General features: G+C 71.0%; 20 protein-coding genes. 17 read left to right on the top strand and 3 right to left on the bottom strand.

Translation table 11 applies throughout. From position 1 onward, the window contains the following. Positions 1-178: 178 nt before the first annotated feature. The 5 genes from IB242_RS12175 to IB242_RS12155 all read left to right on the top strand — a co-directional run bounded on the left by IB242_RS12175 (position 179) and on the right by IB242_RS12155 (position 5,849). On the top strand, positions 179-559 hold the full coding sequence (locus IB242_RS12175; protein WP_192279666.1) for a RidA family protein: 381 nt from the start codon (positions 179-181) through the stop codon (positions 557-559). A gap of 8 nt (positions 560-567) precedes the next feature. Further along, positions 568-2,706 (top strand): ATP-dependent DNA helicase RecG, encoded by a 2,139-nt coding sequence (gene recG / locus IB242_RS12170; protein WP_192279664.1) that lies wholly within the window; start codon positions 568-570, stop codon positions 2,704-2,706. Positions 2,707-3,061: 355 nt separating this feature from the next. After that, positions 3,062-4,000 (top strand): nucleoside hydrolase, encoded by a 939-nt coding sequence (locus tag IB242_RS12165; RefSeq protein ID WP_192279662.1) that lies wholly within the window; start codon positions 3,062-3,064, stop codon positions 3,998-4,000. Between the two features lie 87 nt (positions 4,001-4,087). Next, positions 4,088-4,336 (top strand): type B 50S ribosomal protein L31, encoded by a 249-nt coding sequence (locus IB242_RS12160; RefSeq protein ID WP_192279660.1) that lies wholly within the window; start codon positions 4,088-4,090, stop codon positions 4,334-4,336. A gap of 241 nt (positions 4,337-4,577) precedes the next feature. Next, the gene (locus tag IB242_RS12155; protein WP_192279658.1) at positions 4,578-5,849 is read left to right on the top strand and encodes a citrate synthase; all 1,272 of its coding nucleotides are present in this window, start codon (positions 4,578-4,580) and stop codon (positions 5,847-5,849) included. Between the two features lie 77 nt (positions 5,850-5,926). Here IB242_RS12155 and IB242_RS12150 read toward each other — a convergent pair whose 3' ends face one another. The 3 genes from IB242_RS12150 to IB242_RS12140 form a co-directional block, all read right to left on the bottom strand. Next, positions 5,927-6,943 (bottom strand): alpha/beta hydrolase, encoded by a 1,017-nt coding sequence (locus IB242_RS12150; protein WP_192279649.1) that lies wholly within the window; start codon positions 6,941-6,943, stop codon positions 5,927-5,929. Positions 6,944-7,038: 95 nt separating this feature from the next. After that, a complete protein-coding gene (locus IB242_RS12145) occupies positions 7,039-7,683 on the bottom strand; it encodes a hypothetical protein (protein WP_192279648.1) in 645 nt (214 codons plus the stop codon). Between the two features lie 111 nt (positions 7,684-7,794). After that, a complete protein-coding gene (locus IB242_RS12140) occupies positions 7,795-10,254 on the bottom strand; it encodes a penicillin-binding protein 1A (protein ID WP_192279646.1) in 2,460 nt (819 codons plus the stop codon). Positions 10,255-10,475: 221 nt separating this feature from the next. On the opposite strand from IB242_RS12140, the gene IB242_RS12135 reads away from it, so the two are divergent. The 12 genes from IB242_RS12135 (at position 10,476) to IB242_RS12085 (ending at position 23,837) form a co-directional block, all read left to right on the top strand. Then, positions 10,476-11,534 carry a pilus assembly protein PilM gene (locus IB242_RS12135; RefSeq protein ID WP_343237140.1) on the top strand — a complete coding sequence of 353 codons (1,059 nt, stop codon included), beginning with the start codon at positions 10,476-10,478 and terminating at the stop codon, positions 11,532-11,534. Then, on the top strand, positions 11,534-12,262 hold the full coding sequence (locus IB242_RS12130) for a PilN domain-containing protein (RefSeq protein WP_192279642.1): 729 nt from the start codon (positions 11,534-11,536) through the stop codon (positions 12,260-12,262). Before IB242_RS12135 ends, IB242_RS12130 begins: the two co-directional genes overlap by 1 nt. Further along, positions 12,259-12,924: a type 4a pilus biogenesis protein PilO gene (pilO, locus tag IB242_RS12125; RefSeq protein WP_192279640.1), complete on the top strand. Its 666-nt coding sequence runs from the start codon at positions 12,259-12,261 to the stop codon at positions 12,922-12,924. The genes IB242_RS12130 and pilO overlap by 4 nt, the downstream gene beginning before the upstream one ends. Positions 12,925-12,938: 14 nt before the next feature. Then, positions 12,939-13,472, top strand: a complete 534-nt coding sequence (locus IB242_RS12120; protein WP_192280539.1) for a pilus assembly protein PilP — start codon at positions 12,939-12,941, stop codon at positions 13,470-13,472. Between the two features lie 15 nt (positions 13,473-13,487). After that, positions 13,488-15,371, top strand: coding sequence for a type IV pilus secretin PilQ family protein (locus IB242_RS12115; RefSeq protein ID WP_192279638.1), 1,884 nt, complete (start codon positions 13,488-13,490; stop codon positions 15,369-15,371). 109 nt (positions 15,372-15,480) lie between these two features. Next, positions 15,481-16,479: a MoxR family ATPase gene (locus IB242_RS12110; RefSeq protein ID WP_192279636.1), complete on the top strand. Its 999-nt coding sequence runs from the start codon at positions 15,481-15,483 to the stop codon at positions 16,477-16,479. 31 nt (positions 16,480-16,510) lie between these two features. Then, a complete protein-coding gene (locus tag IB242_RS12105; protein WP_192279634.1) occupies positions 16,511-17,395 on the top strand; it encodes a DUF58 domain-containing protein in 885 nt (294 codons plus the stop codon). After that, positions 17,392-17,841, top strand: a complete 450-nt coding sequence (locus IB242_RS20480; RefSeq protein WP_225540548.1) for a DUF4381 family protein — start codon at positions 17,392-17,394, stop codon at positions 17,839-17,841. The genes IB242_RS12105 and IB242_RS20480 overlap by 4 nt, the downstream gene beginning before the upstream one ends. A gap of 65 nt (positions 17,842-17,906) precedes the next feature. Further along, positions 17,907-18,863, top strand: a complete 957-nt coding sequence (locus IB242_RS12100) for a VWA domain-containing protein (RefSeq protein ID WP_225540600.1) — start codon at positions 17,907-17,909, stop codon at positions 18,861-18,863. Beyond that, positions 18,860-20,611 (top strand): tetratricopeptide repeat protein, encoded by a 1,752-nt coding sequence (locus IB242_RS12095; protein WP_192279631.1) that lies wholly within the window; start codon positions 18,860-18,862, stop codon positions 20,609-20,611. The genes IB242_RS12100 and IB242_RS12095 overlap by 4 nt, the downstream gene beginning before the upstream one ends. 68 nt (positions 20,612-20,679) lie before the next feature. After that, positions 20,680-22,329 carry a BatD family protein gene (locus tag IB242_RS12090; protein WP_225540599.1) on the top strand — a complete coding sequence of 550 codons (1,650 nt, stop codon included), beginning with the start codon at positions 20,680-20,682 and terminating at the stop codon, positions 22,327-22,329. 164 nt (positions 22,330-22,493) lie between these two features. After that, positions 22,494-23,837, top strand: a complete 1,344-nt coding sequence (locus tag IB242_RS12085) for a dicarboxylate/amino acid:cation symporter (protein WP_192279629.1) — start codon at positions 22,494-22,496, stop codon at positions 23,835-23,837. Positions 23,838-24,030: the final 193 nt, after the last annotated feature.

Below are 24,030 nucleotides of genomic sequence, written 5' to 3'. Positions count from 1 at the left end.
CCTCGTGCAGCCCGGTGCCGCCTGCCAGCGGCTGGGACGGGCACGGACGAGGGCTGGTCGATCGGCGACCGCCGGTTGCCGATGGTCTTCACTGCGCCGGGCAATGGCGGATCCGGCAGCGGGGTGCGGACGCGAGCCGGTAGAATCACGCCACACGTCCCACCGCAGGAAAATGCGAATGTCCCAGATCGTCCAGACCGACCGCGCACCCGCCGCCATCGGCCCGTACTCGCAGGCCGTGTGCGCCGGCAACACCGTCTACTTCTCCGGCCAGATCCCGCTGGTGCCGGCCACCGGCGAGGTCGTCGAGGGCGACATCACCGCGCAGGCGCGGCAGGCGTTCGACAACCTCACCGCGGTGGCCGAGGCGGCCGGCGGCTCGCTCGACAAGGTCGTGCGCCTGGGCCTGTACCTGACCGACCTCGGCCAGTTCGCCGCGGTCAACGCGGTGATGCAGGAGTACTTCAAGGCACCGTTCCCGGCCCGTTCCACCATCGGCGTGTCGGCCCTGCCCAAGGGCGTGGCGTTCGAGGTCGATGCGGTGATGGTGCTGGACTGACCGGCACGGTGGCACGCGGCCGTTCCGTCGTGGTGGCCCTGGCCGATGCCGGGGCCACGCCGCTGACCGTGCTGCGCGGGGTCGGGACGGCGCTGGCCGACAAGCTCGCCACACGCGGGCTGTGCACGCTGCAGGACCTGTGGCTGCACCTGCCGCTGCGCTACGAGGACCGCACCCGGCTGACCCCCGTGGCCGACCTGCGGCCCGGCGTTCCCGCCCAGGTCGAAGGCCGGGTCGAGGCGGTCGAGCGCGGCTTCCGATATCGGCCGGTGCTGCGCGTGGCGATCGGTGATGGGTCCCACGCGACCGTGGTCCTGCGGTTCTTCCACTTCCGTGCCGCCCAGGCCGCGCAGTTCCGGCCGGGCGTGCGCCTGCGTTGTTTCGGTACGCCGCGGCCCGGCCAGCACGGGTTGGAGATCGTCCACCCCAGCTACAGCGTGCTGCGCGACGACGAGGCCGTGGTGCTGGGCGAATCGCTCGACCCGGTGTATCCGGCGGTCGAGGGCGTCGGGCCGACGAGCCTGCGCAAGCTGATCGGGCAGGCGCTGGACCAGCTGCCCGATGCCGCATCCCTGGAACTGCTGCCGTCGTCTTTGGCGGCGACCGCCGGGCTGCCCGGCCTGCGCGAGGCGCTGCTGACGCTGCACCGGCCCGGTCCGGAGATCGATCTGGCGGCGTTGTCGGCCGGGACGCACCCTGCGCAGCGGCGGCTGGCGCTGGAAGAGCTGCTTGCGCACCACCTAAGCCTGCGGCGGCAGCGCCTGGCCCAGCAGCAGCTGCGCGCGCGCGCGTTGCGCGGACGCGGTGCGCTGGCGAAACGATTACTGGAACAGCTGCCGTTCGCGCTGACCGGCGCACAGCGGCGCGTGTTCGACCAGGTCCGCGAGGATCTGGCCGTGGGTTCGCCGATGCAGCGGCTGGTGCAGGGCGATGTCGGCTCGGGCAAGACCGTGGTCGCCGCGCTGGCGGCGACGCTGGCGGTGGAGCAGGGCTGCCAGGTGGCGCTGGCCGCGCCGACCGAACTGCTGGCCGAGCAGCATCACGTCAACCTCAAGGCCTGGCTGGAGCCGCTGGGCGTGCGCGTGGCCTGGCTGGCGGGCAAGGTTACCGGCAAGGCGCGCCGGCAGGTGCTTGAAGAGGTGGCGTCGGGCACCGCGCAGGTCGTCGTCGGCACCCACGCGCTGATGCAGGACGGCGTGGCCTTCCACGATCTGGCGCTGGTGATCGTCGACGAGCAGCACCGCTTTGGGGTGCAGCAGCGGCTGGCGCTGCGCGACAAGGGGCCGCGGGACGGACGTGTGCCGCACCAGCTGGTGATGACGGCCACGCCGATCCCGCGCACGCTGGCGATGACCGCCTATGCCGATCTGGATGTCAGTGCGATCGACGAGCTGCCGCCCGGTCGCACGCCGGTGCAGACCGTGGTGGTCAGCGTCGACCGGCGACCGGAACTGATCGAGCGGATCCGCGGCGCCTGCGCCGAAGGACGCCAGGCCTACTGGGTGTGCACCCTGATCGAAGAGGCCGAGGACGACGGCAAGCCGGGGCAGGGCCTGCGCCTGCAGGCGCAGGCGGCCGAGCGCGCATTCGAGCTGCTGACCCAGCAGTTGCCGGATGTCCGCGTCGGCCTGGTCCACGGGCGCATGAAGGCGGCCGAGAAGCAGGCGGCGATGCTGGCGTTCAAGCAGGGCGACATCGGGTTGCTGGTGGCCACGACGGTGATCGAGGTCGGCGTCGACGTGCCCAACGCCTCGCTGATGATCATCGAGAACGCCGAGCGGCTGGGCCTGTCGCAGCTGCATCAGCTGCGCGGCCGGGTCGGGCGTGGCGCGGCGGCGTCCAGCTGCGTACTGCTCTATCAGCCGCCGCTGTCGGCGCTGGCCCGACAGCGGCTGGACGTGCTGCGCCAGACCGGCGACGGCTTCCTGATCGCCGAGAAGGACCTGCAGCTGCGCGGCCCCGGTGAACTGCTCGGCACCCGCCAGACCGGCCTGGCCGCGTTCCGCATCGCCGATCTCGCGCGCGATGCCGGCCTGCTGCCGCAGGTGCATGCACTGGCCGATCGGCTGCTGGAGCGTGCGCCCGGGACGGTCGATGCGATCGTCGCCCGCTGGATCGGTGGCGCATCGCGCTACGCGGCGGCCTGACGCCGGCGGCGCTGTCAGCCGCGGTATCCGGCGTTCGATGACGTGATGGCCCGGTGTGGTGATGGATCGGGCCTGCCGCGCCATTCGAGCGTTCCGCGGTGGAACGCGTGGCGAATGGCGCATCCGCTGCGCGGCCGGCGCCCGCGACGCTCCCCCGGGGACGGTGCATGTCGCGGCGGTTCCGATCGCCGGCACGACGCCAGCGCGCCACAGCGGCCCCGCCGCGCAGGCGTGTCTGCAACATCCGGCGACGCCGGCGGTCGGCGACGCGCGACGCGTTGGCCGTGCTTCCGTTCGTCGGCGTGCGGTGACAGACTCGACGACCGACGACATGACGAAGACAGACGAGAAGCGAATGAGCAAGATTCCGCTGCTGATCGATACCGACCCGGGCGTGGACGACGCGCTTGCCCTGCTGATGGCGTTCCACTCCGACGCGCACGACCTGCTCGGGCTGACCATCGCCGCCGGCAACGTGGGGCTGGACCACACGGTGCGCAATGCGTTGAAGCTGTGCGAGGTCGCGGGTCGCGGCGACGTGCCGGTGTTCGCCGGCTGCCCGGGCCCGCTGGTGCACCAGCCGCGCGAGGATGCCGCGCATGTGCATGGTCGCGACGGCTTCGGCGATGTGAACTACACGCCGGCGGCGCTGGCCGCGGCCGACGAACATGCGGCGCACGCGATCCTGCGCCTGTCGCACGAACATGCCGGCCGGCTGCTGCTGGTCGCGCTGGGCCCGTTGACCAACATCGCCCTGGCGCTGCGCCTGGACCCGACCCTGCCGCAGCGCGTCGCGCGCTTCGTGGTGATGGGCGGCGCGGTCAGCGCGCACGGCAACATCACCCCGACCGCCGAATTCAATGTCGGTTTCGATCCGGAAGCCGCGCACGTGGTGTTCGAGGCCTTCCCGCACATCGACCTGGCGGACTGGGAGGCGACCATCGCGCACGGTTTCCACCACCGCGAGGTCGAGCAGTGGCTGAAGGCCGACTCGCCGCGGGCCCGCTTCTACGAGGAGATCTCGCGCCAGACCCGGCTGTGGTCGGAGGACCGGCGTGGCGAGTACTGGCATTCGGCCGACTCGCTGGCGATGGCCTACGCGCTCGAGCCGGACGGCGCCACCGAACTGCTGGAGCGCCCGCTGGTGGTGGAGACCGAGGGGCGTTTCACCCGGGGCATGACGGTGGTCGACTGGAACCGGCAGACCGGCACGGCCGACAACGTGCGCATCCTGATGCGCTACGACCAGGCGCGCTTCGAGGCCCGGGTCCAGGCGGCGCTTGCGGCCGTCTGAGGGCGCCAGGCCCCCGGCTTGCGCCGGGGGCGGCCAGCCGGGTAGAATGCGCGGCTCTGTCCTCCTCACTGATACGGTGTGACCGCCATGAAGGCCGACATCCATCCCGATTACCGCGAAGTCGTCTTCCACGACGTGACCTCCGATTTCAAGTTCCTGACCCGCTCGACCATGGCAGGCGGCTCCAAGGAAACCGTGAAGTGGGAAGACGGCAACGAATACCCGCTGGTCAAGATCGAAATCTCCTCGGCCTCGCACCCGTTCTACACGGGCAAGCACAAGGTCGTGGACACCAGCGGCCGCATCGACAAGTTCCAGCGCCGTTACGCTCGCTGAGCGGACGGTGTTGCGCGGCCCGTACGCGGGTCGCATGACGATGTGCCGGAACGGCCGCGCTCGCGCGGCCGTTTTGTCGTGCGCGGCATTCCTGCGCGTCATCTACGACTTCTGGCCGAGGGACCTGCGATTGCGCCCTGTGCGATAATTGTCGGGATCCGTGGCTGATGCCGTGGACTCCCTCCCGCGAACCGCCAGGCGAACAGCCGGCGGCGCTTACCCCTTCAGAGGAGCGTACATCGTGTCCACTCTCGATCAGGTCACGCTGAATGCCGGTGACAAGTCGGTTGCCCTGCCGGTGATCAAACCCACCCTCGGCAACGACTGCGTCGACATTTCCAAGCTGACCAAGGAAACCGGCCTTTTCACCTACGATTCCGGTTTCACCGCGACCGCCAGCTGCAAGTCGGCCATCACCTACATCGACGGCGACAAGGGCGTGCTGCTGTACCGCGGTTACCCCATCGAGCAGCTGTCGGAGAAGTCCAGCTACGTCGAAGTGGTCTACCTGCTGATCAACGGCGAGCGTCCGAGCGCCGAGCAGCTGAAGGCCTTCAATGAAGAGCTGGCCGCCGAGGCCGATGTCGACGCATCGATCAACACCCTGATCGCCAGCTTCGCCAGGGATGCCCACCCGATGGCCATCCTGGCTGCCGCCATCGCGCAGCTCTCGGCCATCTATCACGACGCGCTGGACCTGTCCGACGCCGAACAGCGCCGCCAGGCCGCCGTGCGCCTGATCGCCAAGGTGCCGACGCTGTCGGCGCTGATCTACCGCCATGGCAAGGGCCTGCCGGCCAACAAGCCGGACACCTCGCTGGATTACGTCAGCCGCTTCCTGAAGCAGACCTTCGAGTCGGCCGACGGCCAGTACGAGCTGAACCAGGACGTGGTCAAGGCGCTGGACCTGCTGTTCATCCTGCACGCCGATCACGAGCAGAACGCCTCGACCTCGACCGTGCGTCTGGTCGGTTCGACCGGCGCCAACCCGTATGCCTCGGTCGCCGCCGGCGTCACCGCGCTGTGGGGTCCGGCCCACGGTGGTGCCAACGAAGCCGTGCTGAAGATGCTCGAGGAGATCGGCAGCGCCGACAACGTCGAGTCCGCCGTCGTCAAGGCCAAGGACAAGACCTCCGGCTTCCGCCTGATGGGCTTCGGCCACCGCGTGTACAAGAACTTCGACCCGCGCGCCAAGGTCATCGGCGAGATGACCAGCAAGGTGCTCAAGCAGCTCGGCATCCAGGATCCGCTGCTGGACGTGGCGGTGAAGCTGGAGCAGGCCGCGCTGCAGGACGAGTACTTCGTCGCACGCAAGCTGTACCCGAACGTCGACTTCTACAGCGGCATCATCTACAAGGCGCTGCAGATCCCGACCGAGATGTTCACCGTGATGTTCGCCCTGGGCCGGACCTCCGGCTGGGTCGCGCACTGGCTGGAGCAGCAGGTCGATCCGGAAATGAAGATCGGTCGTCCGCGCCAGGTCTACACCGGCTCGCCGGTCCGCGACTACTGAGCACGGCGTGATGCCCCGGCGGCCTTGCCGCTGGTGCGTCGGTGACGAGAGCCCCGCTTCGGCGGGGCTTTCGCGTTTCAGGCCGGGTGTGACGCGTCTTCGCTGCGCATGGGATCCGCCATCTGCCGCGCGACGATGTCGGCGACGAAGCCGGCGAGTGCATGCTGCAGCCGGGTCACGCCGGGCTGCTCGACGGGAAAGTGCCCGCAGCCATCGAGCAGTACGAGGCGCTTGTCGCAGCGCAGGCGATCGAAGGCCAGCCGGCTGGCGTCGACGCTGGTCCAGCTGTCCAGCGCCGGATGCGCCAGCAGCACCGGGCAGCGGTCGAAGCGTTCGGGCTCGATCGCGGGCGTGGCGCTGAACAAGGAGCGCAGCAGGCGCATCGGCACGTGGTTGCCACCGCCGAGGCGGTCGTTGCGGACCAGTGCGTTGAGTTCGGGCTGGCGCGACATCCGCTCCATCCGGGTGAACCAGCGGATCGGCAGGCGCAGCCGGGTCAGCGGGCCGGGCAGTGCCTGCAGCAGCGGCAGGCCCGCGTGCAGCAGCAGCCGGTTGCGGGCCAGTTCGCGGCGGACGCGCGGTTCGCGCGGGTCTGCCAGCGTGGTCGCGACCAGGCCGGCGACCTGCGGCGTGCGTGCCGCGCACAGACAGGCCAGCCAGCCGCCGATGCTCATGCCGAACAGCAGGATCGGGCGCGCGCTGCGTGCATGCTCGCGTTCAACCAGATGCAGCAGCAGTGCGGTCCACGCGTCGTAGTCGGCCAGGGACGAGGGTGCGGCGGTCAGTCCGTAGCCGGGCAGGTCCGGGGCAAGCACCTCGCAGCCAAGCGAGGCCATGAAGCGGCCGAGCGGCGCGAACAGGCGGCCATACCCGCCAGCGCCGTGGACCAGGATCACCGTGGCCCGCGGCGTGCCGTTGGCGCGGTGATGGTCCACATGGACGGACAGCGAACGCCAGACGACGTGCTCCTCGTCGATCGGGTCGTCGTCGCCGATGCGCCAGGCAGGCGGAAAGTGCGGCTGGTAACGGCGCCAGTGGCTGCGTTCCGGTCCCGCATTCCGGTCGGCATACGACGCAGGCAGGGTGTGTTTCATCAGGGGTGAAGCATGCCACCTGGTTGTCCGCGCAGGGGCGTGGCGGCGCACTGCGTCGTCGGGCGTGGCGGTGCCCGGGGCGGAACATGGAAGCGTCAACCGGCCAGGTAGCTGTCGACGTCCTCGTCGGCGAGCAGCGTGCTCAGCTGGGAGACGGTGGCGCGTGCCATCGGCTTCTCGTCGATCTGCGACAACGGTGCCTGGCGCAGCGCATCGTAGGGCAGGACCAGCAGGTCGAAGCCGAGCTCCTCGGCACTGAACACCCAGACCGGGACGTCATCGCTGCGGTGGCGGTCGAGGCGCACGCGGCGGGTGTGCGGCTCGGCCGGAATGCCGTGCTCGTCCAGAAAGCGCTGGACCGCGTCGGGATCGTCGCTGTGCAGGTGCAGCTGCACCGGTGAGGTGGTGTCGGCGGTGCCATCCAGCACCGGACCGACCAGGCGCGGCGAGAAGGGGCGCAGGAACTCCATCGCGCGCAGCGCGGCCTCGCGCCGGCGGCGCAGGCCATGCGCGTGGCCCGTGCCCGAGAACAGGCGCTGGCGTTCGCGCAGCGCATCCTCGATCTCCCGGTTGCGGGGCAGGGATGCGTCGTCGTGGATGCCCAGGCGACTGGCGGCCTTGAGCTTGGCCTGGTGGTAGTCGCGGATGCCGCCTTCGGCCATCAGCCGGGCGGCTTCGTTGGCGAGCTGGTGGCGCCGTTCGCGGATCCGCGTCTGCGCATGCAGGGGGGCGCGGTGCATGGTCATTCCCCGGTTCGACCTGGGCTCGAATCTAGCGCATCGATGTGACGCGTCGATCAACGCGGTCAACGGCATCGGCTGCGCGCCGGTCGTGCCGGCGCGCAGCGGGGATCAGAAGATGTCGAAGGCCGCGTCGTCGTGCTGGTCCGGGCCGAGGAAATCGAAGGAGTTCTGCATGCGGTCCAGGTCCTCGACCTTGACGTACTCGGCGATGCCGCCGCCCTCGGTGGACATCCTGCCGGAGGCGTCCACATAGACCCGGGTCATGCCGGCCGGCGGTTCGTTGGCGGCGATCGGCTGGCCTTCCAGTGCCACCCGCATGTAGTCGATCCAGATCGGCAATGCGGCGCGTCCGCCGTACTCGCGGTAGCCGAGCGAGCGGAAATCGTCGCGGCCGACCCACACGGTGGTGACCAGCGAGCCGCCGAAGCCGGAGAACCAGGCATCGCGGTGGTCGTTGGTCGAGCCGGTCTTGCCGCCGACGTCCTCGCGACCCAGCGACTTGGCCGCGGCGCCGGTGCCGCGCTGGACCACGTCGCGCATCATCGAGACCAGCTGGTAGGCGTTGCGCTCGTCGATCGCGCGCGGTGCGATGCGCGCGTCGGCCGCTGCCAGCGGGGCGGTTTCCGCCGGCGCCGTTGCGGCCTCCGGGACCGGTGCGGGCTGCGCCGGTGCGGCCGCGCCGAAGTTGAAGCCGTCGACCACCTGCGGCACCGACGCCTGGGCCTGGCCACCGACGGTGGCGCAGGTGCGGCAGGCCATCGCCGGGTTCTCCTTGAACAGCACGCTGCCGTCGCGGTCGCGGACCTCGTCGATGAACCAGGTGTCGACCCGCGAGCCGCCGTTGGCGAACACCGCGTAGCCGCGCGCGACCGACAGCGGCGTCAGCGACGCGGTGCCGAGCGACATCGACAGGTTGGGCGGCAGTTCGGCCTCGTCGAAACCGAACTGGGTGATGTAGGTGCGGGCGAAGTCGACGCCGATGGTGTCCAGCATGCGCACCGACACCAGGTTGCGCGACTGCACCAGCGCTTCGCGCAGGCGCATCGGGCCGCGGAAGCCGCCACCATCGTTCTGCGGCGACCAGGTGTTGCCGCGGCGGTCGCGGAACACCACTGGCGCGTCGAGCACGATCGAGGCCGGGTTGAAGCCCTTCTCGAACGCGGCCGCGTAGACGAACGGCTTGAAGCTCGAACCGGGCTGGCGGCGCGCCTGGGTGGCGCGGTTGAACTTGTTGCCGGCGAAGCTGTAGCCGCCGACCAGGGCGCGCAGCGCGCCGCTGTCCGCATCGAGCGACACCAGCGCGGCCTGTCCGCGCGGCACCTGCTCCAGGACGAACTCGCCCTCCTTCTCGCCGGCCATCACCCGGACCACGTCGCCGCGCTTGAGCAGGGTGGCGGGGGTCTTGCCGGTCCACTTGGACGCGGCCGCCGGCAGCTCGACGCTGCGGCCACTGGCCAGCACCACGCGGACCCCACCGGCGTCGCCGGAGGGGCCGGCCACGATCGCCGGCAGCAGGTCGGCCTGGGTCGAGATGCCGGCCAGGGCGCGGGCCAGGGTGGCGTCGTCGGCGTCGGCGGCCAGTTCGACCTGCTGCTCGACCCCGTGCCAGCCATGGCGATGGTCGTACAGGCGCAGGCCGTCGCGGGCCGCCTTGTCGGCGGCCGCCTGCATCGTCGCGTCGATGGTGGTGGTCACCCGGTAGCCGCGGGTCAGCGCCTCCGGCCCGTAGCGGGCGATCATTTCCTGGCGGACCATCTCGGCTACGTACGGCGCCGGCGCCTCCAGATGCGGCTCATGCGGGGCGGCGTGCATCGGCACGGCCTTGGCCGCGGCCGCCTCGGCCGGGGTCACGAAACCCAGCTCGGCCATCCGGTCCAGGATGTAGTCGCGCCGGATCCTGGCCCGCTCCGGATTGCTGATCGGATTGCCGCTGGAGGGGAACTTGGGGATGCCGGCCAGCGAGGCCATCTCGTCCAGGTCCAGCTGGTCCAGGGTCTTGCCGTAATAGAACTCGGCCGCCGCGGCCACGCCGTAGGCGCGGTTGCCGAAGAAGCTCTTGTTGAGATAGAGCGCCAGGATCTCGTCCTTGCTCAGCTCCTTCTCCATCTCCACCGCCAGCAGCATCTCGGCCAGCTTGCGCTTGAGCTTCACTTCCGGGCTCAGGTAGATCTGCCTGGCCACCTGCTGGGTGATGGTCGAGCCGCCGGGCACGCGCAGGCTGCGGTGCTTGAGCATCAGCCAGAACGCACGACCGGTGCCGCGGTAGTCGATGCCGCCGTGCTCGTAGAAGCGCGCGTCCTCGATCGCCAGGAACGCCTGGCGCAGGCGCTGGGGCACATCCTCGATCTGGACCGGGTAGCGTCGGCTCTCGCCGAACACCGCCATCAGCTTGCCGTCGGAGGCATGCACGTACAGCGGCTCCTGCAGTTCGACCTCGCGCAGGGCGGCGACGTCGGGCAGGTCGGCCGAGACGATGTAGTACAGGGTGCCAAGGCCGATCGCGGCGATTAGGGCCAGGCCGGCAGACGCGATCAGCGCCCAGCGCAGCAGGCGGCGGAAACGGGGCATCGAGAGGGTGTCCGATTGCAGATTTCGCGGTCGCAGAGTATAGATGACGCCGGGGCGCGGCTGGGGGCGGCCCCCCGGGGAGGATCTTCTTCACACGCAATGGCTTACTCGTGACGGGCATCGCAGCCCGGCAGCAGGGGTGTTGCGGTTCCTGAAGGGATCGTTATTTAATGCGCGGGCACAGGTAATACCTACAAGTGCCCGTCGGCAGGGGAGAAACCGTGGGGCTCATCCCGAAAAGCCAGGCGCCGTTGATCGGCGTCGACATCAGCTCGACTGCGGTCAAGCTGTTGCAGTTGTCGCGTAGCGGAAACCGCTACCGCGTCGATCACTACGCTGTCGAACCGCTGCCGCCCAACGCGGTGGTGGAGAAGAACATCGTCGAGGTCGAGGCGGTGGGCGAAGCCATCCGCCGCGCCGTGACCCGCTCCGGCACCAGGGCCCGCAATGCGGCGGCCGCGGTCGCAGGGTCGGCGGTGATCACCAAGATCATCCCGATGCCGGCCGATCTGGACGAGAACGACATGGAAGCCCAGGTCGAGCTCGAGGCGGTCAACTACATTCCTTATCCGATCGACGAAGTGAACCTCGATTTCGAGGTGCTCGGCCCGATCGCGACCAATCCCGACTCGGTCCACGTGCTGCTGGCGGCGTCGCGTTCGGAGAACGTCGAGCTGCGCCAGTCGGCGCTGGAACTGGGCGGACTGGTGGCCAAGGTGATGGACGTGGAGGCCTTCGCGGTCGAGAACGCCTTCGCCCTGATCGCCGACGAGCTGCCGGTGGGCCGCGACGGCGTGATCGCCCTGGTCGACATCGGCGCGACCATGACCACGCTCAACGTGCTCCGCGGCGGGCGCAGCCTGTACAGCCGCGAGCAGGTGTTCGGCGGCAAGCAGCTGACCGACGAGGTCATGCGCCGCTACGGGCTGACCTACGAGGAGGCCGGCCAGGCCAAGCGCCAGGGCGGCCTGCCCGAGAGCTACGAGATCGAGGTCCTCGAGCCGTTCAAGGAGGCCACGGTCCAGCAGATCAGCCGCCTGCTGCAGTTCTTCTACGCCGGCAGCGAGTTCAACCGGGTCGACCAGATCGTGCTGGCCGGCGGCTGCGCCGCGATCGGCGGGTTGCCGGAAATGGTGGAGGAGCAGCTCGGCGTGCCGACCCAGGTCGCCAATCCGCTGGCGCAGATGACCCTGGGTCCGAAGGTCCAGGCGCATGCGCTGGCCCAGGACGCGCCGGCGCTGATGATCGCGACCGGCCTGGCCCTGAGGAGTTTCGACTGATGGCCCGGATCAATCTTCTGCCGTGGCGCGCCGAGCGCCGCAAGCAGCGCCAGCGTGATTTCTACGGGATGCTCGGCGCGGCCGCGCTCGGCGGCGTGCTGCTGTCGTTCCTGATCTGGTTCCACTACGACCGCGAGATCAGCGGCCAGCAGGACCGCAACCGGTTCATCGAAGCCGAGATCGCCAAGGTCAAGAAGCAGAACGAGGAGATCAAGGAGCTCGACGCCAAGAAGGACCGGCTGCTCGCCCGCAAGAAGGTCATCGAGGAACTGCAGGCCAACCGGTCGCAGATGGTGCACCTGTTCGACTCGCTGGTGCGCACCATTCCCGATGGCGTGGTCCTGACCTCGCTCAAGCAGGAGGGCGAGATCCTCACCCTGTCCGGCACCGCCCAGTCCAACGCCCGGGTCAGCGCCTACATGCGCACGCTCGAGGTGTCCGGCTGGATGACCCAGCCCGATCTGTCGATCATCGAGGCACGCCGCGACGACAAGGCCGCCGCCGCAGGCGCCACGCGCTCGCTGCCCTACAACTTCATTCTGAAGGTCAAGCTGGCCAATCCGGCCGCGGACGGTGAAACGGTTCCGGAGCTGCCTGCAGAGGCCGCACCGACGGCCGACGCACAGCCGACCCCGGCCGCGCAGGTGGAGGCGTCCGTTCCCGCGCAGGGCGACGCCGCACCGGCCGCCAACGCGGCGGCGGGTCAGGACCAGGGGACGGCGCCATGAGCAAGAAATTCAAAGTCAGCGAGCTGGATTTCAACAACATCGGTGGCTGGCCGCAGCAGGCCAAGGTCGTGTTCTGCGTGCTGCTGGCGGCCTTCATCCTGCTGATGGCCTGGCTGCTGCTGATCCGTGGCCAGCGCGAGGAGCTGGAGCGGCTCGAGCAGCAGGAGTCGAGCCTGCGCAGTACCTTCGAGACCGAGCAGGGCAAGGCCGCCAACCTGGAGCCGCTGCGCCAGCAGCTGGCGCAGATGGAGCAGGTGCTGCAGCAGATGCTGCGCCAGCTGCCCAGTCGTACCGAAATGCCGGACCTGATCATCGACATCTCGCAGACCGCGCTGTCCAGCGGCTTGGCCAACGAGCTGTTCCAGCCGGGCCCGGAGACGCCGAAGGAGTTCTACGCGGAGAAGCCGATCGCGCTGCGCATGGTCGGCAATTACCACCAGTTCGGCGCGTTCGTCAGCGGCGTCGCTTCGCTGCCGCGCGTGGTGATCCTGACCATGCACGACATCTCGCTCAAGCCGAAGGACGGGCGTGGCATCGGCCGTGGGGGCGCGCTGGAGCTGTCCGGTACGGTCAAGACCTACCGTTACCTGGACGAGACCGAGATCGCCGAGCAGGAAGCAGTGGTCGCGGAAGCCGCGAAGAAGGCCAGGGGGCGCAAATGAGCAGCACATCGAGCATGCGTGGCGCCGGCTCGCGCGGTCTGGTCGTGGTCCTGATGGCGCTGTCGCTGGCCGCCTGCGGCCGTGGCGTGACCAGCACGCCGGGCAATGCACCGAACCTGGAGAAATGGGTGGCCGACGTGCGTGCGCGTCCGGCGCCGCCGCTGGAGCCGCTGCCGGTGATGCAGCAGTTCGAGACCTTCGAGTATGCGGCGCAGGACATCCGCGATCCGTTCAGCGAAGGCTGGAACAACCCGGATTCCGGTACCGGCCTGCGGCCGGACCCGAACCGGCGCAAGGAGCCGCTCGAGCAGTATCCGCTCGACAGCCTGGACATGGTCGGCACGATCGGCGGTGGCGCCAGCCTGGTGGCGCTGGTGATGGCGCCGGACAAGGTGACCCACCGGATCCGGCCTGGCGCCTACCTGGGGCAGAGCGACGGGCGCGTCACCTCGGTGCGGGAAGACCGTATCGAACTGGTTGAACTGGTTCCGGATGGCGCGGGGGGGTGGCTGGAACGTCCGGCTTCGATCGCGCTCGATGAACAATGATTAGGGGATAGCACGATGACTTTTTCCAATGTCCAGCGCCCGTGCATCCGTCGGCGCCCCGTGGCCCTGACGGCCTGCTGCCTCGGGATCGCGCTCGCACTGGCGGCCGGGACCGCCCTGGCCGCCACGCCGGCAGCGACGTCCTCGGTCCAGGCACCTGCCAGGGCCAGCGTCGCCCATATCGACTTCAAGCGCGGCGATGGCGGCGCGGGTCGGCTGGTGCTGCGCTTCGACGGCGAAGGCGCTGCGCCCGATCTGCGCAACCAGAACGGCAGCGTCGTGGTCGACGTCGCCAATGCCAGCCTGCCGGCCGACCTGCAGCGCCCGCTCAACGTGAGCGATTTCGCCACGCCGGTGCAGCGGATCGAGGCCAAGCCCTATGGCGGCGGCGCGCAGCTGGTGCTGAGCACCCGCGGCGAGGTCGAGTCGCTGGCCTACCAGAGCGGCAACGAGTACGTGGTCGAGATCACGCCGCGCGTCGGTCAGCCGGCAGTCGGTGCGGTCAACCAGTCGACGGTCGCCAGCGCGCAGGCGCGGGTCGCCGATCGCGGTTACAGCGGGCGCCCGGTGACCTTCAACTTCCAGGACGTGCCTGTGCGCACGGTCCTGCAGCTGATCGCCGAGGAATCCAACCTCAACGTGGTCGCTTCAGACACGGTCCAGGGCAACGTGACGTTGCGCCTGGTCAACGTGCCGTGGGACCAGGCGCTGGACATCGTGCTGCGCGCCAAGGGCCTGGACAAGCGCCGCGATGGCAGCGTGGTCTGGGTGGCCCCGCAGCCGGAGCTGGCCTCGTTCGAGAAGGCGCGCGAGGACGCGCGTATCGACCTGGAGAACCGGGTCGACCTGACCACCGATTACATCCAGATCAACTACCACTCCGCCGCGGCGATCTTCAAGGCGCTGACCGAGGCCAAGGGCATCGGCGGCAGTGGCGGCGGCAGTGGTGGCGGTGGCAGCGGACAGAACGAGAACGGTTTCCTGTCGCCGCGCGGCCGCCTGGTCGCCGACGAGCGCACCAACACGCTGATGATCAGCGACATCCCGAAGAAGGTCGCGCAGATGCGCGAGCTCATCAACGTGATCGACCGCCCGGTCGACCAGGTGCTGATCGAGAGCCGCATCGTGATCGCGACCGATACCTTTGCACGCGATCTCGGTGCGAAGTTCGGCGTCGCCGGCCGCAACAGCTGGAACAACGGCGACAACCGCGGTGCGCTCAGTGGTTCGCTGGCCAACAACGCCACGATCATCAACGACGGCGAGACCAAGGTTCCCACCGGCCTGAACTTCAATCTACCGGCGACCACGTCGAGCGGCCTGGCGCCGGGCGCACTGGCGTACACCCTGCTGGGCGCCAACTTCGCGATCGACCTGGAACTGTCCGCGCTGCAGCAGGAAGGCCGTGGCGAGGTGCTGTCCAACCCGCGCGTGGTCACCTCCAACCAGCGTGAGGCGATCATCCGCCAGGGTCGCGAGGTCGGCTACGTGACCCTGAGCGGTGGCGGTACGACGGCCGTGCCCACTCCCAACGTGCAGTTCAAGGACGTGGTGCTCGAGCTCAAGGTCACCCCGACCATCACCAGCGACGACCGCGTGTTCATGGCCGTGCACGTGACCAAGGACGAGGTGCTGCGCTACATCGACACCAGCATCGGCCAGGTGCCCGAGATCGCCACCCGCGAGATCAACACCGCGGTGCTGGTCGACGACGGCCAGACCGTGGTGATCGGCGGCGTCTACGAGTTCACCGACGCCAACAGCGTGGCCAAGGTGCCGTTCCTGGGCGACGTGCCGTTCCTGGGCGCGCTGTTCCGCAAGAAGAGCCGCAGCAAGGACAAGGCCGAACTGCTGATCTTCCTGACCCCGAAGGTGATGCGGGTCGAGAAGCGGGCCTGACCGGCCGCGATGCGCACGATGAACGGGGCCTTCGGGCCCCGTTCCTTTTTCCGCGAGCGGGGGTGCGGGTCGGGAACCGCACGACGTCCGGATCGGTCAGAATCCGGACATGGACACGACGCCACCACCGACCGGCAACGGTCATCTGCATGCCGCCTTCCTGGCCCTCAGCAGCCAGCTCTCCGCCACCATCGTCGGCCAGTCGGCCCTGGTCGAACGGCTCCTGATCGCGCTGCTGGCCGACGGCCATCTGCTGGTCGAGGGCGCGCCCGGGCTGGCCAAGACCACCGCGATCCGCGCGCTGGCCGCGCACGTCGAGGCCGATTTCGCCCGGGTCCAGTTCACCCCCGACCTGTTGCCGGCCGACCTGACCGGTACCGAGGTCTGGCGCCCGCAGGAGGGGCGGTTCGAGTTCCAGCCCGGCCCGGTGTTCCATCCGCTGCTGCTGGCCGACGAGATCAACCGCGCGCCGGCCAAGGTGCAGTCGGCACTGCTGGAGGCGATGGGCGAGCGCCAGGTCACGGTCGGCCGGCAGACCTATGCGCTGCCGCCGCTGTTCCTGGTCATGGCCACCCAGAATCCGATCGAGCAGGAGGGCACGTTCCCGCTGCCCGAGGCGCAGCTTGACCGCTTCCTGATGCACGTGCGCATCGGCTACCCGGAGGCCGAGGTCGAGACCGAGATCCTGCGCCTGGCGCGCGAACGCGCGCGCAACACCCTGCACGCGCCGCCCGCACCCGAACGGCGGATGCCGCAGGAGGACGTGTTCGCCGCGCGCGAGCAGGTGCTGGACCTGCATGTCGCGCCTGCGCTGGAGCGCTATCTGGTCGAGATCGTGCTCGCCTCGCGCGACGCCGGGCGCTACGACGCCGCGCTGGCGCGTCGCATCGCCTGGGGTGCCAGTCCGCGCGGCTCGATCGCGCTGGAGCGCTGCGCGCGGGCGCGCGCCTGGCTGGCCGGTCGCGACTACGCGACACCCGAGGACGTGCGTGCGGTCGCGCCGGACGTGCTGCGCCACCGCGTGCTGCCCAGCTACGAGGCCATGGCCGAAGGCTGGGACGGCGAGCGTCTGGTCAACGCGCTGCTGGAACGGGTGCCGCCACCGTGACCGTCCGCCGCGCCCGCGCGACGCTCCACCCATGAACGAGGGCATCGTCCCCAGCCTGGCCGAACTGGTGGCCCTGCGCGGCAGCGGGCGGCCACCGGCGGTCCTGCGTGGCCGCCATGGCGTGCATGGTCCGGCCCCGTCGCCGCTGCGTGGCCGTGGCATGGAGTACGCGGAGTCCCGCGAGTACGTGGCCGGCGACGACGTGCGCCGGATGGACTGGCGTCTGACCGCGCGCACCGGCCGGGCGCATACCAAGTTGTTCCAGGCCGAGCGCGAGCGGATCACGCTGCTGGCCTGCGATGTGGCGCCGTCGCTGTACTTCGGTACCCGGGTCCGGTTCAAGTCGGCGCAGGCCGCGCGTGCCGGTGCAGTGGCGGTCTGGACCGCGCTGCGTGCCGGCGACCGGGTCGGAGCGTTGCGTGGCGGCGACGAACCGGCGGTGCCGCCGGCCTCGGGCGTGCGCGGGGCGATGCGCGTGCTCGACGCGCTGGCGCGCTGGTACGCCGCATCGCCGCCGGACGATGGCGGGCTCGGGCTGACCCTGGAGCGCGCACAGCGATTGCTGCGGCCGGGTGCGCGTCTGGTGGTGCTTGCCGATCCGGCCAGTGCGGTTGCGATTCCGCAGACCCGATGGACCGCACTGGCCCGGCACCATGAAACCACGCTGGTGATGCTGCGCGACGCACTGGAAACCGCGCCACCGCGCCGTGGCCTGGCGTTCCGCTCGACGGCCGGGCGGGTCGAACTGGCGCTGGCCGATCCCGACGTGCGCGAGCGCTGGGACGCCGCGTTCGTCGCTCCCGCCGAGACCCTGGGCGCGCGCCTGCCGGCCGCAGGCGTGCGCGTGCGCTCGCTGTGGACCGACGAAGCCAGCGATGCCTGGCTGCAGCCGCTGCCGACCGGTGACGCGGCATGAGCGCGGCCAGCCTGCCGCTGCGCGATGTGCAGCTGCCGCCGCCGCCCGGCTGGTGGCCGCCGGCGCCCGGCTGGTGGCTGCTGGCCGGCGCGCTGCTCCTGCTGGTGCTGCTGGCCGCGGGCTGGCACGGGTGGCGGCTGCGCCGGCGTCGACGCTGGCAGCGGATGTTCGCCAGCGAATGCGGCGCAGGCACGCCGTCGGAGCGTGTGGCCGCGATGTCGGCGTTGCTGCGCCGTGCCGCGCGCCGCGCCTGTCCGGGCAGCGAACAGCTGCAGGGCGAGGCCTGGCTGGCCTGGCTGGACGGCGAGGGCACTGCGTTCACGCAGGGAGAGGGACGGCTGCTGCTGGACGGGCCGTTCCGCCCAGGCATCGAGCAAGCAAGCTGCGAGCGGGTCACCGCGCTGGCGCAGGCGCGCTTCGTCGCACTGATGGAGCGTCGCCGGTGAGCGGATGGCTGCCCGCCTGGCCGGGCGACTGGCTGGCCGACTTCGCCGGGTTCGCCTGGCCGTGGATGTGGCTGCTGCTGCCGCTGCCGTTGCTGCTGCGCCGGGTGCTGCCGCCACGGCGCAGTACGGCGGCCGCGCTGCGCGTGCCGCCGGGGATGGCACTGCCGGCAGCGGCGGCGTCCAGGCGCCTGGTGTCGCTGCGGCACGGGCTGTGGCTGCCGCTGCTGGCGTGGAGCCTGTTGTGCGCCGCCGCGGCCCGCCCGCAACTGCTCGGTGCGATGCAGGTGCCGCCGCAGCAGGCGCGCCAGCTGATGCTGGCGGTCGACCTGTCCGGCAGCATGGCCGAGAACGACATGTACCTGGGGGGCCGCCCGGTCGACCGCCTGACCGCCGCCAAGGCGGTGATCGCCGACTTCCTGCAGCGCCGCGCCGGCGACCGGGTCGGCCTGCTGGTGTTCGGCCAGCGCGCCTACATGCTGACCCCGCTGACGCTGGACCTGGCCTCGGTCCGCGACCAGCTGCGCGACAGCGTCGCCGGACTCGCCGGTCGCGAGACCGCACTGGGCGACGCGATCGGGCTGGCGGTCAAGCGCCTGCGCGAGCAGCCGCCCGGCCAGCGCGTGCTGGTGCTGCTGACCGACGGCGTGAACACCGCCGGCGTGCTGGAGCCGCTCAAGGCGGCCGAACTCGCCCAGGCCGAAGGCGTGCGCGTGCATACCATCGCCTTCGGCGGCAATGGCGGCGGATTCTCGGTGTTCGGGGTGCCCATGCAGGTGTCCGGCGGCGAGGACGTCGACGAGGAGACGCTGCGCACCGTGGCCAGCCAGACCGGCGGGCGCTTCTTCCGCGCCCGCGATACCGAGGAACTGGCCGGCATCTATGCCGAACTCGACCGGCTGGAGCCGGTGGCCGCTGCGGCGGCGCCGGTCCGGCCGAGAATCGAGGCGTATCCGTGGCCGCTGTTGCTGGCCGGGCTGCTCGGCGGCGTGGCCGTCCTGTCCGCCCTGGGGCGCAGGCGATGAGCGACTGGCTGCCGATGCTGCATTTCCAGCGGCCGTTGTGGCTGTGGGGACTCGCGCTGCTGCCGCTGCTGGCCCTGGCCTGGTGGCGGCTGACCCGCCGCGGCGATCCCTGGCGCGACGCGGTCGATCCGCACCTGCTGCCGCATCTGATCGAGCCGGCGCCTGGGCGCGGCTGGACCGGCCCGGTGCTGGGCATGCTGGCCGCCGCGCTCGGACTGCTCGCCCTGGCCGGACCGGGCTGGCGGCAGGAGGCGCAGCCGCGCTGGCAGTCGCATGCGCCGCTGGTGGTCGCCTTCGATCTGTCCTCGGCGATGACCACCCCGGACCTGCCACCGTCGCGCCTGCTGCAGGCGCGGGCCAAGCTGAGCCGGCTGCTGGCGCAGCGTGTTGGCGGCGACATCGGCCTGGTCGCGTGGGCGGAGGATGCGTTCACCGTGGCACCGCTGACCGGCGATGCGTCCAACGTCGCCCTGTTCGTCGATGCGCTGTCGCCCGAGGTGATGCCGGTCGATGGCCAGCGCCCCGCCCGTGCCATCGCGCAGGCCTCCGCGCTGCTGCGCCAGGCCGGCTTCTCCAGTGGCGACATCCTGCTGCTGGGCGGCACCGCCGACGCCGCCGCGCGCGATGCGGCGGCCCAGGCGCTCGCGCAGGGCTATCGGGTGTCGGTGCTCGGATTGGGCACGGCCGAAGGCGCATTCCACCGCGACCGTGGCGGCCAGCTCCGGCGCGCCGTGCTGGAGGCCGACGCGCTGCGCGCGCTCGCCCGGGCCGGCGGTGGCCGCTATGCCGCGCTGACCACGGACGACGCCGACCTGCAGGCATTGGGCGTGCTGCAGCCGCCGGCCGAAGCGCTGGTACAGGACGATGCCGCCGGCGCGCGCGGCTGGCTCGACCAGGGCTACTGGCTGCTGCCGGCGCTGCTGCTGCTCGTGGCGCTGGGATTCCGTCGTGGCGGCCATGCCGTGGGCGCGGTACTGCTCGCGGTGCTGCTGGTCCCGGCGACGGTGCCGCCGGTGCAGGCGGCCGATGGCAGCCTGTGGCAGCGCGCCGACCAGGCCGCGCAGCGCCGGCTGGAGGCGGGCGTACAGGCCTATCGCGCAGGCGATTTCGCGGCCGCGCAGCACGCGTTCGAAGGCCAGCCCGGCGCCGAGGCGCAGTACAACCTGGGCAACGCGCTGGCCCGGCAGGGCCGGTACGACGAGGCGATCGCCGCCTACGACCGTGCCCTGGCCGCGCGCGCGGGCATGGCCGACGCGCAGGCCAACCGCGCGGTCGTCGAGGCCGCGCGCCGGCGCCAGCAGCAGGCCGGCGGCGGCACGCCACCGCCATCCGGTGACGGCGGGTCCGGACAGAATCAGGCGCAGCAGCAGGGCGACGGCGAAGCTGGACGCGATGCGCCGCCGCAGGATGAACCCGGGCAGCCGGCCCCGCCGTCCGACGACCGTGGCGAGCGCGGCAATGCGCCTGCGCGGGAGGGCGAACCACCACCACGGGCCGAGGATGCAGAGGCGGCACGACGCCAGCAGGAGGCCGATGCCGCCCAGCGCGAACGGATGCGCCAGGCGCTGGAGGCGCAGGGCGAGGCGGCTGCCGGCGAGGACCAGGCCGCGCAGCAGCCGAGTGCGGAGGTCCGTGAGCAGCGGCAGGCGCGCGAAGCCTGGCTGCGGCGCGTGCCCGACGACCCGGGCGGCCTGCTGCGGGCGAAATTCCAGATCGAACACGAGCGCCGACGCAGGGAGGGGCGATGACCCAGGGCAACGAACACGCGCGGTCCCGACACGTCGACCGACGGCCGCGCCGCGTCGCGTTCCTGCGGATGGCCACCGCGCTGTGCATGCTGTCCGCGCTCTGCGCGCTGCTGCCGGCGTCGGCCGCGACCCGCGCGTGGCTGGACCGCGCCACCGGTGTGGAAGGCGAGCCGGTCACGCTCAACATCGAGACCGACCAGCAGGGCGTGGCACCGGATTACACGCCGCTGCAGCGCGATTTCGCCCTCGGGACGCCATTCCGCAGCCGGACATCGGGTGGGGCCGGGCAGGTGTTCGGCATCGCACTGACGCCGCGTCGCAGTGGCCTGCTCGAGGTGCCGCCGATCCGGGTGGGACGCGAGGCCAGCGCGCCGATGCGGCTGCAGGTCGATGCCGCGCCCGCGGCGGCCAGCAGCGACGCGCAGGTGTTCGTCGAAAGCAGCGTCGACGACGCCGCGCCCTACGTGCAGCAGAGCGTCGGCGTGACGGTGCGCCTGCATTACGCGGTGCCGCTGCTGTCGGGCGAGCTGACCCAGGATGCGCCAGCCGGCGCATCGCTGCAGCGGGTCGGCGACGACGTGCAGAGCACGCGCCAGATCGGCAACCGCCGCTTCAACGTGGTCGAGCGCCGCTACCTGCTGGTGCCCGAACGCAGCGGCCCCCTGCAGCTGCCGGCGGCCCGCTTCCGGGGCCAGGCCGCGGGCGGGTTCTTCGACGACATGTTCGGCGAGCGGCGCGAGCTGTCCGCGCAGTCGGCGCCGCGGCAGCTGCAGGTGGCCGCGCAGCCGGCGGCCGCGGCCCAGCCCTGGCTGCCGCTGCACGGCCTGCGGCTGCGCTACGTCGCGGCGCCGCAGCAGGCGCGTGCCGGCGAGGCGGTGGAGCTGGTGGTCGAGGCGGTGGCGCAGGGCGGCACCCAGGCGCTGTTCCCCGAGCTGCCTGTCCCGGAACTGCCGGGTGTGCAGGTCTTCGCCGAGCCGGCGCAGTTCGCCGAACGTTTCGTCGACGGCGCCCCCGAGCTCACCGTCACCCGGCGTTTCGCGCTCGTCCCCGGCGCCGCCGGCAGCCTGCGGATCCCGGGGCCGGCGCTGTCGTGGTGGGACGTCGGCGCCGGTGCCGCGCGCCGCGCCAGCCTGCCGCCGCTGACCCTGGAGGTCGCCCCGGCGGCGGCCGTGGGCGCGCGTGCGCCGGCCCGCCATCCCGCCGACGTTCCGCCCCCTGCGGACGACGCGATCGTGGCACAGGACGAGGACGCGGGCGCCGTGTCCTGGCCGTGGCGCTGGATCGCGCTGGGCCTGGCGCTGCTGTGGCTGGCGACGCTGGGATGGGCGCTGCACCTGCGGCGGCAGGCGCCGGCCGGGGTGCTGCCAGCCTCCGGCCCGGTCGCCGGGAGCGTGCCGGTGATGACCCGGGCCGACCTCAGGCGCGCGCTGGATGCCGGCAGTTTCGAGGACGTGGTGGCCTGCCTGCGGCGGATGCGCTCGCCGATGCCGGTCGATCTGGATGCGCTGCTGGTCAGTCTGGACGATGCTGCGCAGCGCGAGGCGCTGGAGCGGATGCGGCGCGCGCTGTGGGCCGACGATGGCGCTCCGGCGGACGCGCGTGCGGCGCTGCGCAGTGCGTTCCGTACCGGTCCGGTCTGGCGCGCGGAGCCGGCGCCAGTGCGTGCGGCACTGCCGCCGCTGTATCCGGAACGGGCCGGCCGCCGCCCGGCCGGGTAAGCGGCAGGGGCCTCCCTCGGTTGCACGCACGGAATGCTGCAGTGCGACGGCCGGCGGCCGTTGCCCGAGTGTTCGCCGACGATCGCAGGTGTTGAGGTGCGGCGTGTAGCACCGCACCGCCGCTTTGACTAAGCTGCCGGACGCACTCACGTCAGGAAGCCCCGATGGTCGACCGCTCCGCCACCCCCAGGAAACGCTGGCCCCTGCACTGGAAGATGGGCGTCGGCTTCGGCCTGGGCCTGCTGTTCGGCCTGATCGTCCACAGCACGGTCGGCGGCGACTCGAGCTGGGTGACCGCGTTCACCCGCTACGTCACCACGCCGTTCTCCAGCCTGTTCCTCAACCTGATCTTCATGCTGATCGTGCCGCTGCTGTTCTCGGCACTGGTGATGGGCGTGGCCGAGATGGGCGACATCCGCGCGCTGGGCCGGATCGGCTGGAAGACGCTGGCGTGGACGGTGATCCTGTCGGGCATCGCGGTGCTGCTGGGCCTGGTCCTGGTCAACCTGCTGCAGCCCGGCGTGGGCGTGGACCCGGCGCTGGCCGAGCAGCTGCTGACCCAGAACGTCGAGCGCAGCCGCGAGATCGTCGCCAGCGTCGGCAGCCAGCCGCAGGGCATCGACATGCTGCTGTCGATCGTGCCGAGCAACGTGATCCGCGCCGCGTCGGACAATGGTTCGATCCTGGCGCTGATGTTCTTCGCGGTGATGTTCGGCGTCGGCATGGTGCTGGCGCCGGCCGAGAAGGTGGCCACGCTGAAGAGCGGCATCGAGGGCATCTTCGAGATCTCGATGACGCTGATCGGCCTGGTGATCCGCCTGGCGCCGTACGCGGTGTTCTGCTTCATGTTCAACCTGGCCGCGGTGTTCGGCTTCGAGCTGCTGATCCGCCTGGGCGCCTACGTGGGTGTGGTGGTCCTGGCGCTGGCGCTGCACATGTTCGTGGTCTATTCGCTGGCGGTGCGCTTCGCCGGCCGCTCGCCGCTGAAGTTCTTCCGCGACACCCAGGAAGCCTCGGTGATGGCGTTCTCGACCGCGTCGAGCAACGCGACCCTGCCGACCGCGCTGCGCGTGGCCGACCAGATGGGCCTGCCGAACAAGGTCTCGCGCTTCGTGCTGACCGTCGGCGCCACCGCCAACCAGAACGGCACCGCGCTGTTCGAGGGCGTGACGGTGATCTTCCTCGCCCAGTTCTTCGGCGTGGACCTGACCCTGGGCCAGCAGTTCATGGTGATGATGGTCTGCATCCTGGGCGGCATCGGCACCGCCGGCGTGCCGTCGGGCTCGCTGCCGGTGGTCGCGCTGATCTGCGCGATGGTTGGCGTCGATCCGATCGGCATCGGCCTGATCCTGGGCGTGAACCATTTCCTCGACATGTGCCGCACCACGCTCAACGTGACCGGCGACCTGACGCTGGCCACGCTGGTGTCGCGCGGCGAGCGTGCCGATGTCGAGGTGCCCGGCGTGGTGATCGAGGCGCCGCCGGGCGAGCGCCCGCGCCTCGGATGACCCGCAGACGAGGCCGCCCAGTGCGGCCTCGTTTCTTCTGCGGGCGTGATTCCACGCGCTCGCATTGCGTGGATGCGCGATTGCGTCGAGGCGGCCCGCGCCGCTGGCGCATGCGCCTGCGCATGGTGGCCCGGGGTGCGCGGCGACGATGATTTTCGTGCCGAGGGACGGGACACGGGCGGACAAGGGATGG

It is taken from the genome of Xanthomonas sp. XNM01 (assembly GCF_014851915.1).
Lineage (GTDB): Bacteria > Pseudomonadota > Gammaproteobacteria > Xanthomonadales > Xanthomonadaceae > Pseudoxanthomonas.
The sequence above is the reverse complement of the archived record's forward strand: the minus strand, read 5'-3'. Positions and strand labels throughout refer to the sequence as shown.

Excerpts from the sequence above, each read along its gene's own strand:
- IB242_RS12175 (WP_192279666.1), top strand. The coding sequence starts at position 179 with ATGTCCCAGATCGTCCAGACCGACCGCGCACCCGCCGCCATCGGCCCG.
- IB242_RS12165 (WP_192279662.1), top strand. The coding sequence starts at position 3,062 with ATGAGCAAGATTCCGCTGCTGATCGATACCGACCCGGGCGTGGACGAC.
- IB242_RS12160 (WP_192279660.1), top strand. The coding sequence starts at position 4,088 with ATGAAGGCCGACATCCATCCCGATTACCGCGAAGTCGTCTTCCACGAC.
- IB242_RS12150 (WP_192279649.1), bottom strand. The coding sequence starts at position 6,943 with ATGAAACACACCCTGCCTGCGTCGTATGCCGACCGGAATGCGGGACCG.
- IB242_RS12145 (WP_192279648.1), bottom strand. The coding sequence starts at position 7,683 with ATGCACCGCGCCCCCCTGCATGCGCAGACGCGGATCCGCGAACGGCGC.
- IB242_RS12140 (WP_192279646.1), bottom strand. The coding sequence starts at position 10,254 with ATGCCCCGTTTCCGCCGCCTGCTGCGCTGGGCGCTGATCGCGTCTGCC.
- IB242_RS12130 (WP_192279642.1), top strand. The coding sequence starts at position 11,534 with ATGGCCCGGATCAATCTTCTGCCGTGGCGCGCCGAGCGCCGCAAGCAG.
- pilO (WP_192279640.1), top strand. The coding sequence starts at position 12,259 with ATGAGCAAGAAATTCAAAGTCAGCGAGCTGGATTTCAACAACATCGGT.
- IB242_RS12120 (WP_192280539.1), top strand. The coding sequence starts at position 12,939 with ATGCGTGGCGCCGGCTCGCGCGGTCTGGTCGTGGTCCTGATGGCGCTG.
- IB242_RS12115 (WP_192279638.1), top strand. The coding sequence starts at position 13,488 with ATGACTTTTTCCAATGTCCAGCGCCCGTGCATCCGTCGGCGCCCCGTG.
- IB242_RS12110 (WP_192279636.1), top strand. The coding sequence starts at position 15,481 with ATGGACACGACGCCACCACCGACCGGCAACGGTCATCTGCATGCCGCC.
- IB242_RS12105 (WP_192279634.1), top strand. The coding sequence starts at position 16,511 with ATGAACGAGGGCATCGTCCCCAGCCTGGCCGAACTGGTGGCCCTGCGC.
- IB242_RS20480 (WP_225540548.1), top strand. The coding sequence starts at position 17,392 with ATGAGCGCGGCCAGCCTGCCGCTGCGCGATGTGCAGCTGCCGCCGCCG.
- IB242_RS12100 (WP_225540600.1), top strand. The coding sequence starts at position 17,907 with ATGTGGCTGCTGCTGCCGCTGCCGTTGCTGCTGCGCCGGGTGCTGCCG.
- IB242_RS12095 (WP_192279631.1), top strand. The coding sequence starts at position 18,860 with ATGAGCGACTGGCTGCCGATGCTGCATTTCCAGCGGCCGTTGTGGCTG.
- IB242_RS12090 (WP_225540599.1), top strand. The coding sequence starts at position 20,680 with ATGGCCACCGCGCTGTGCATGCTGTCCGCGCTCTGCGCGCTGCTGCCG.
- IB242_RS12085 (WP_192279629.1), top strand. The coding sequence starts at position 22,494 with ATGGTCGACCGCTCCGCCACCCCCAGGAAACGCTGGCCCCTGCACTGG.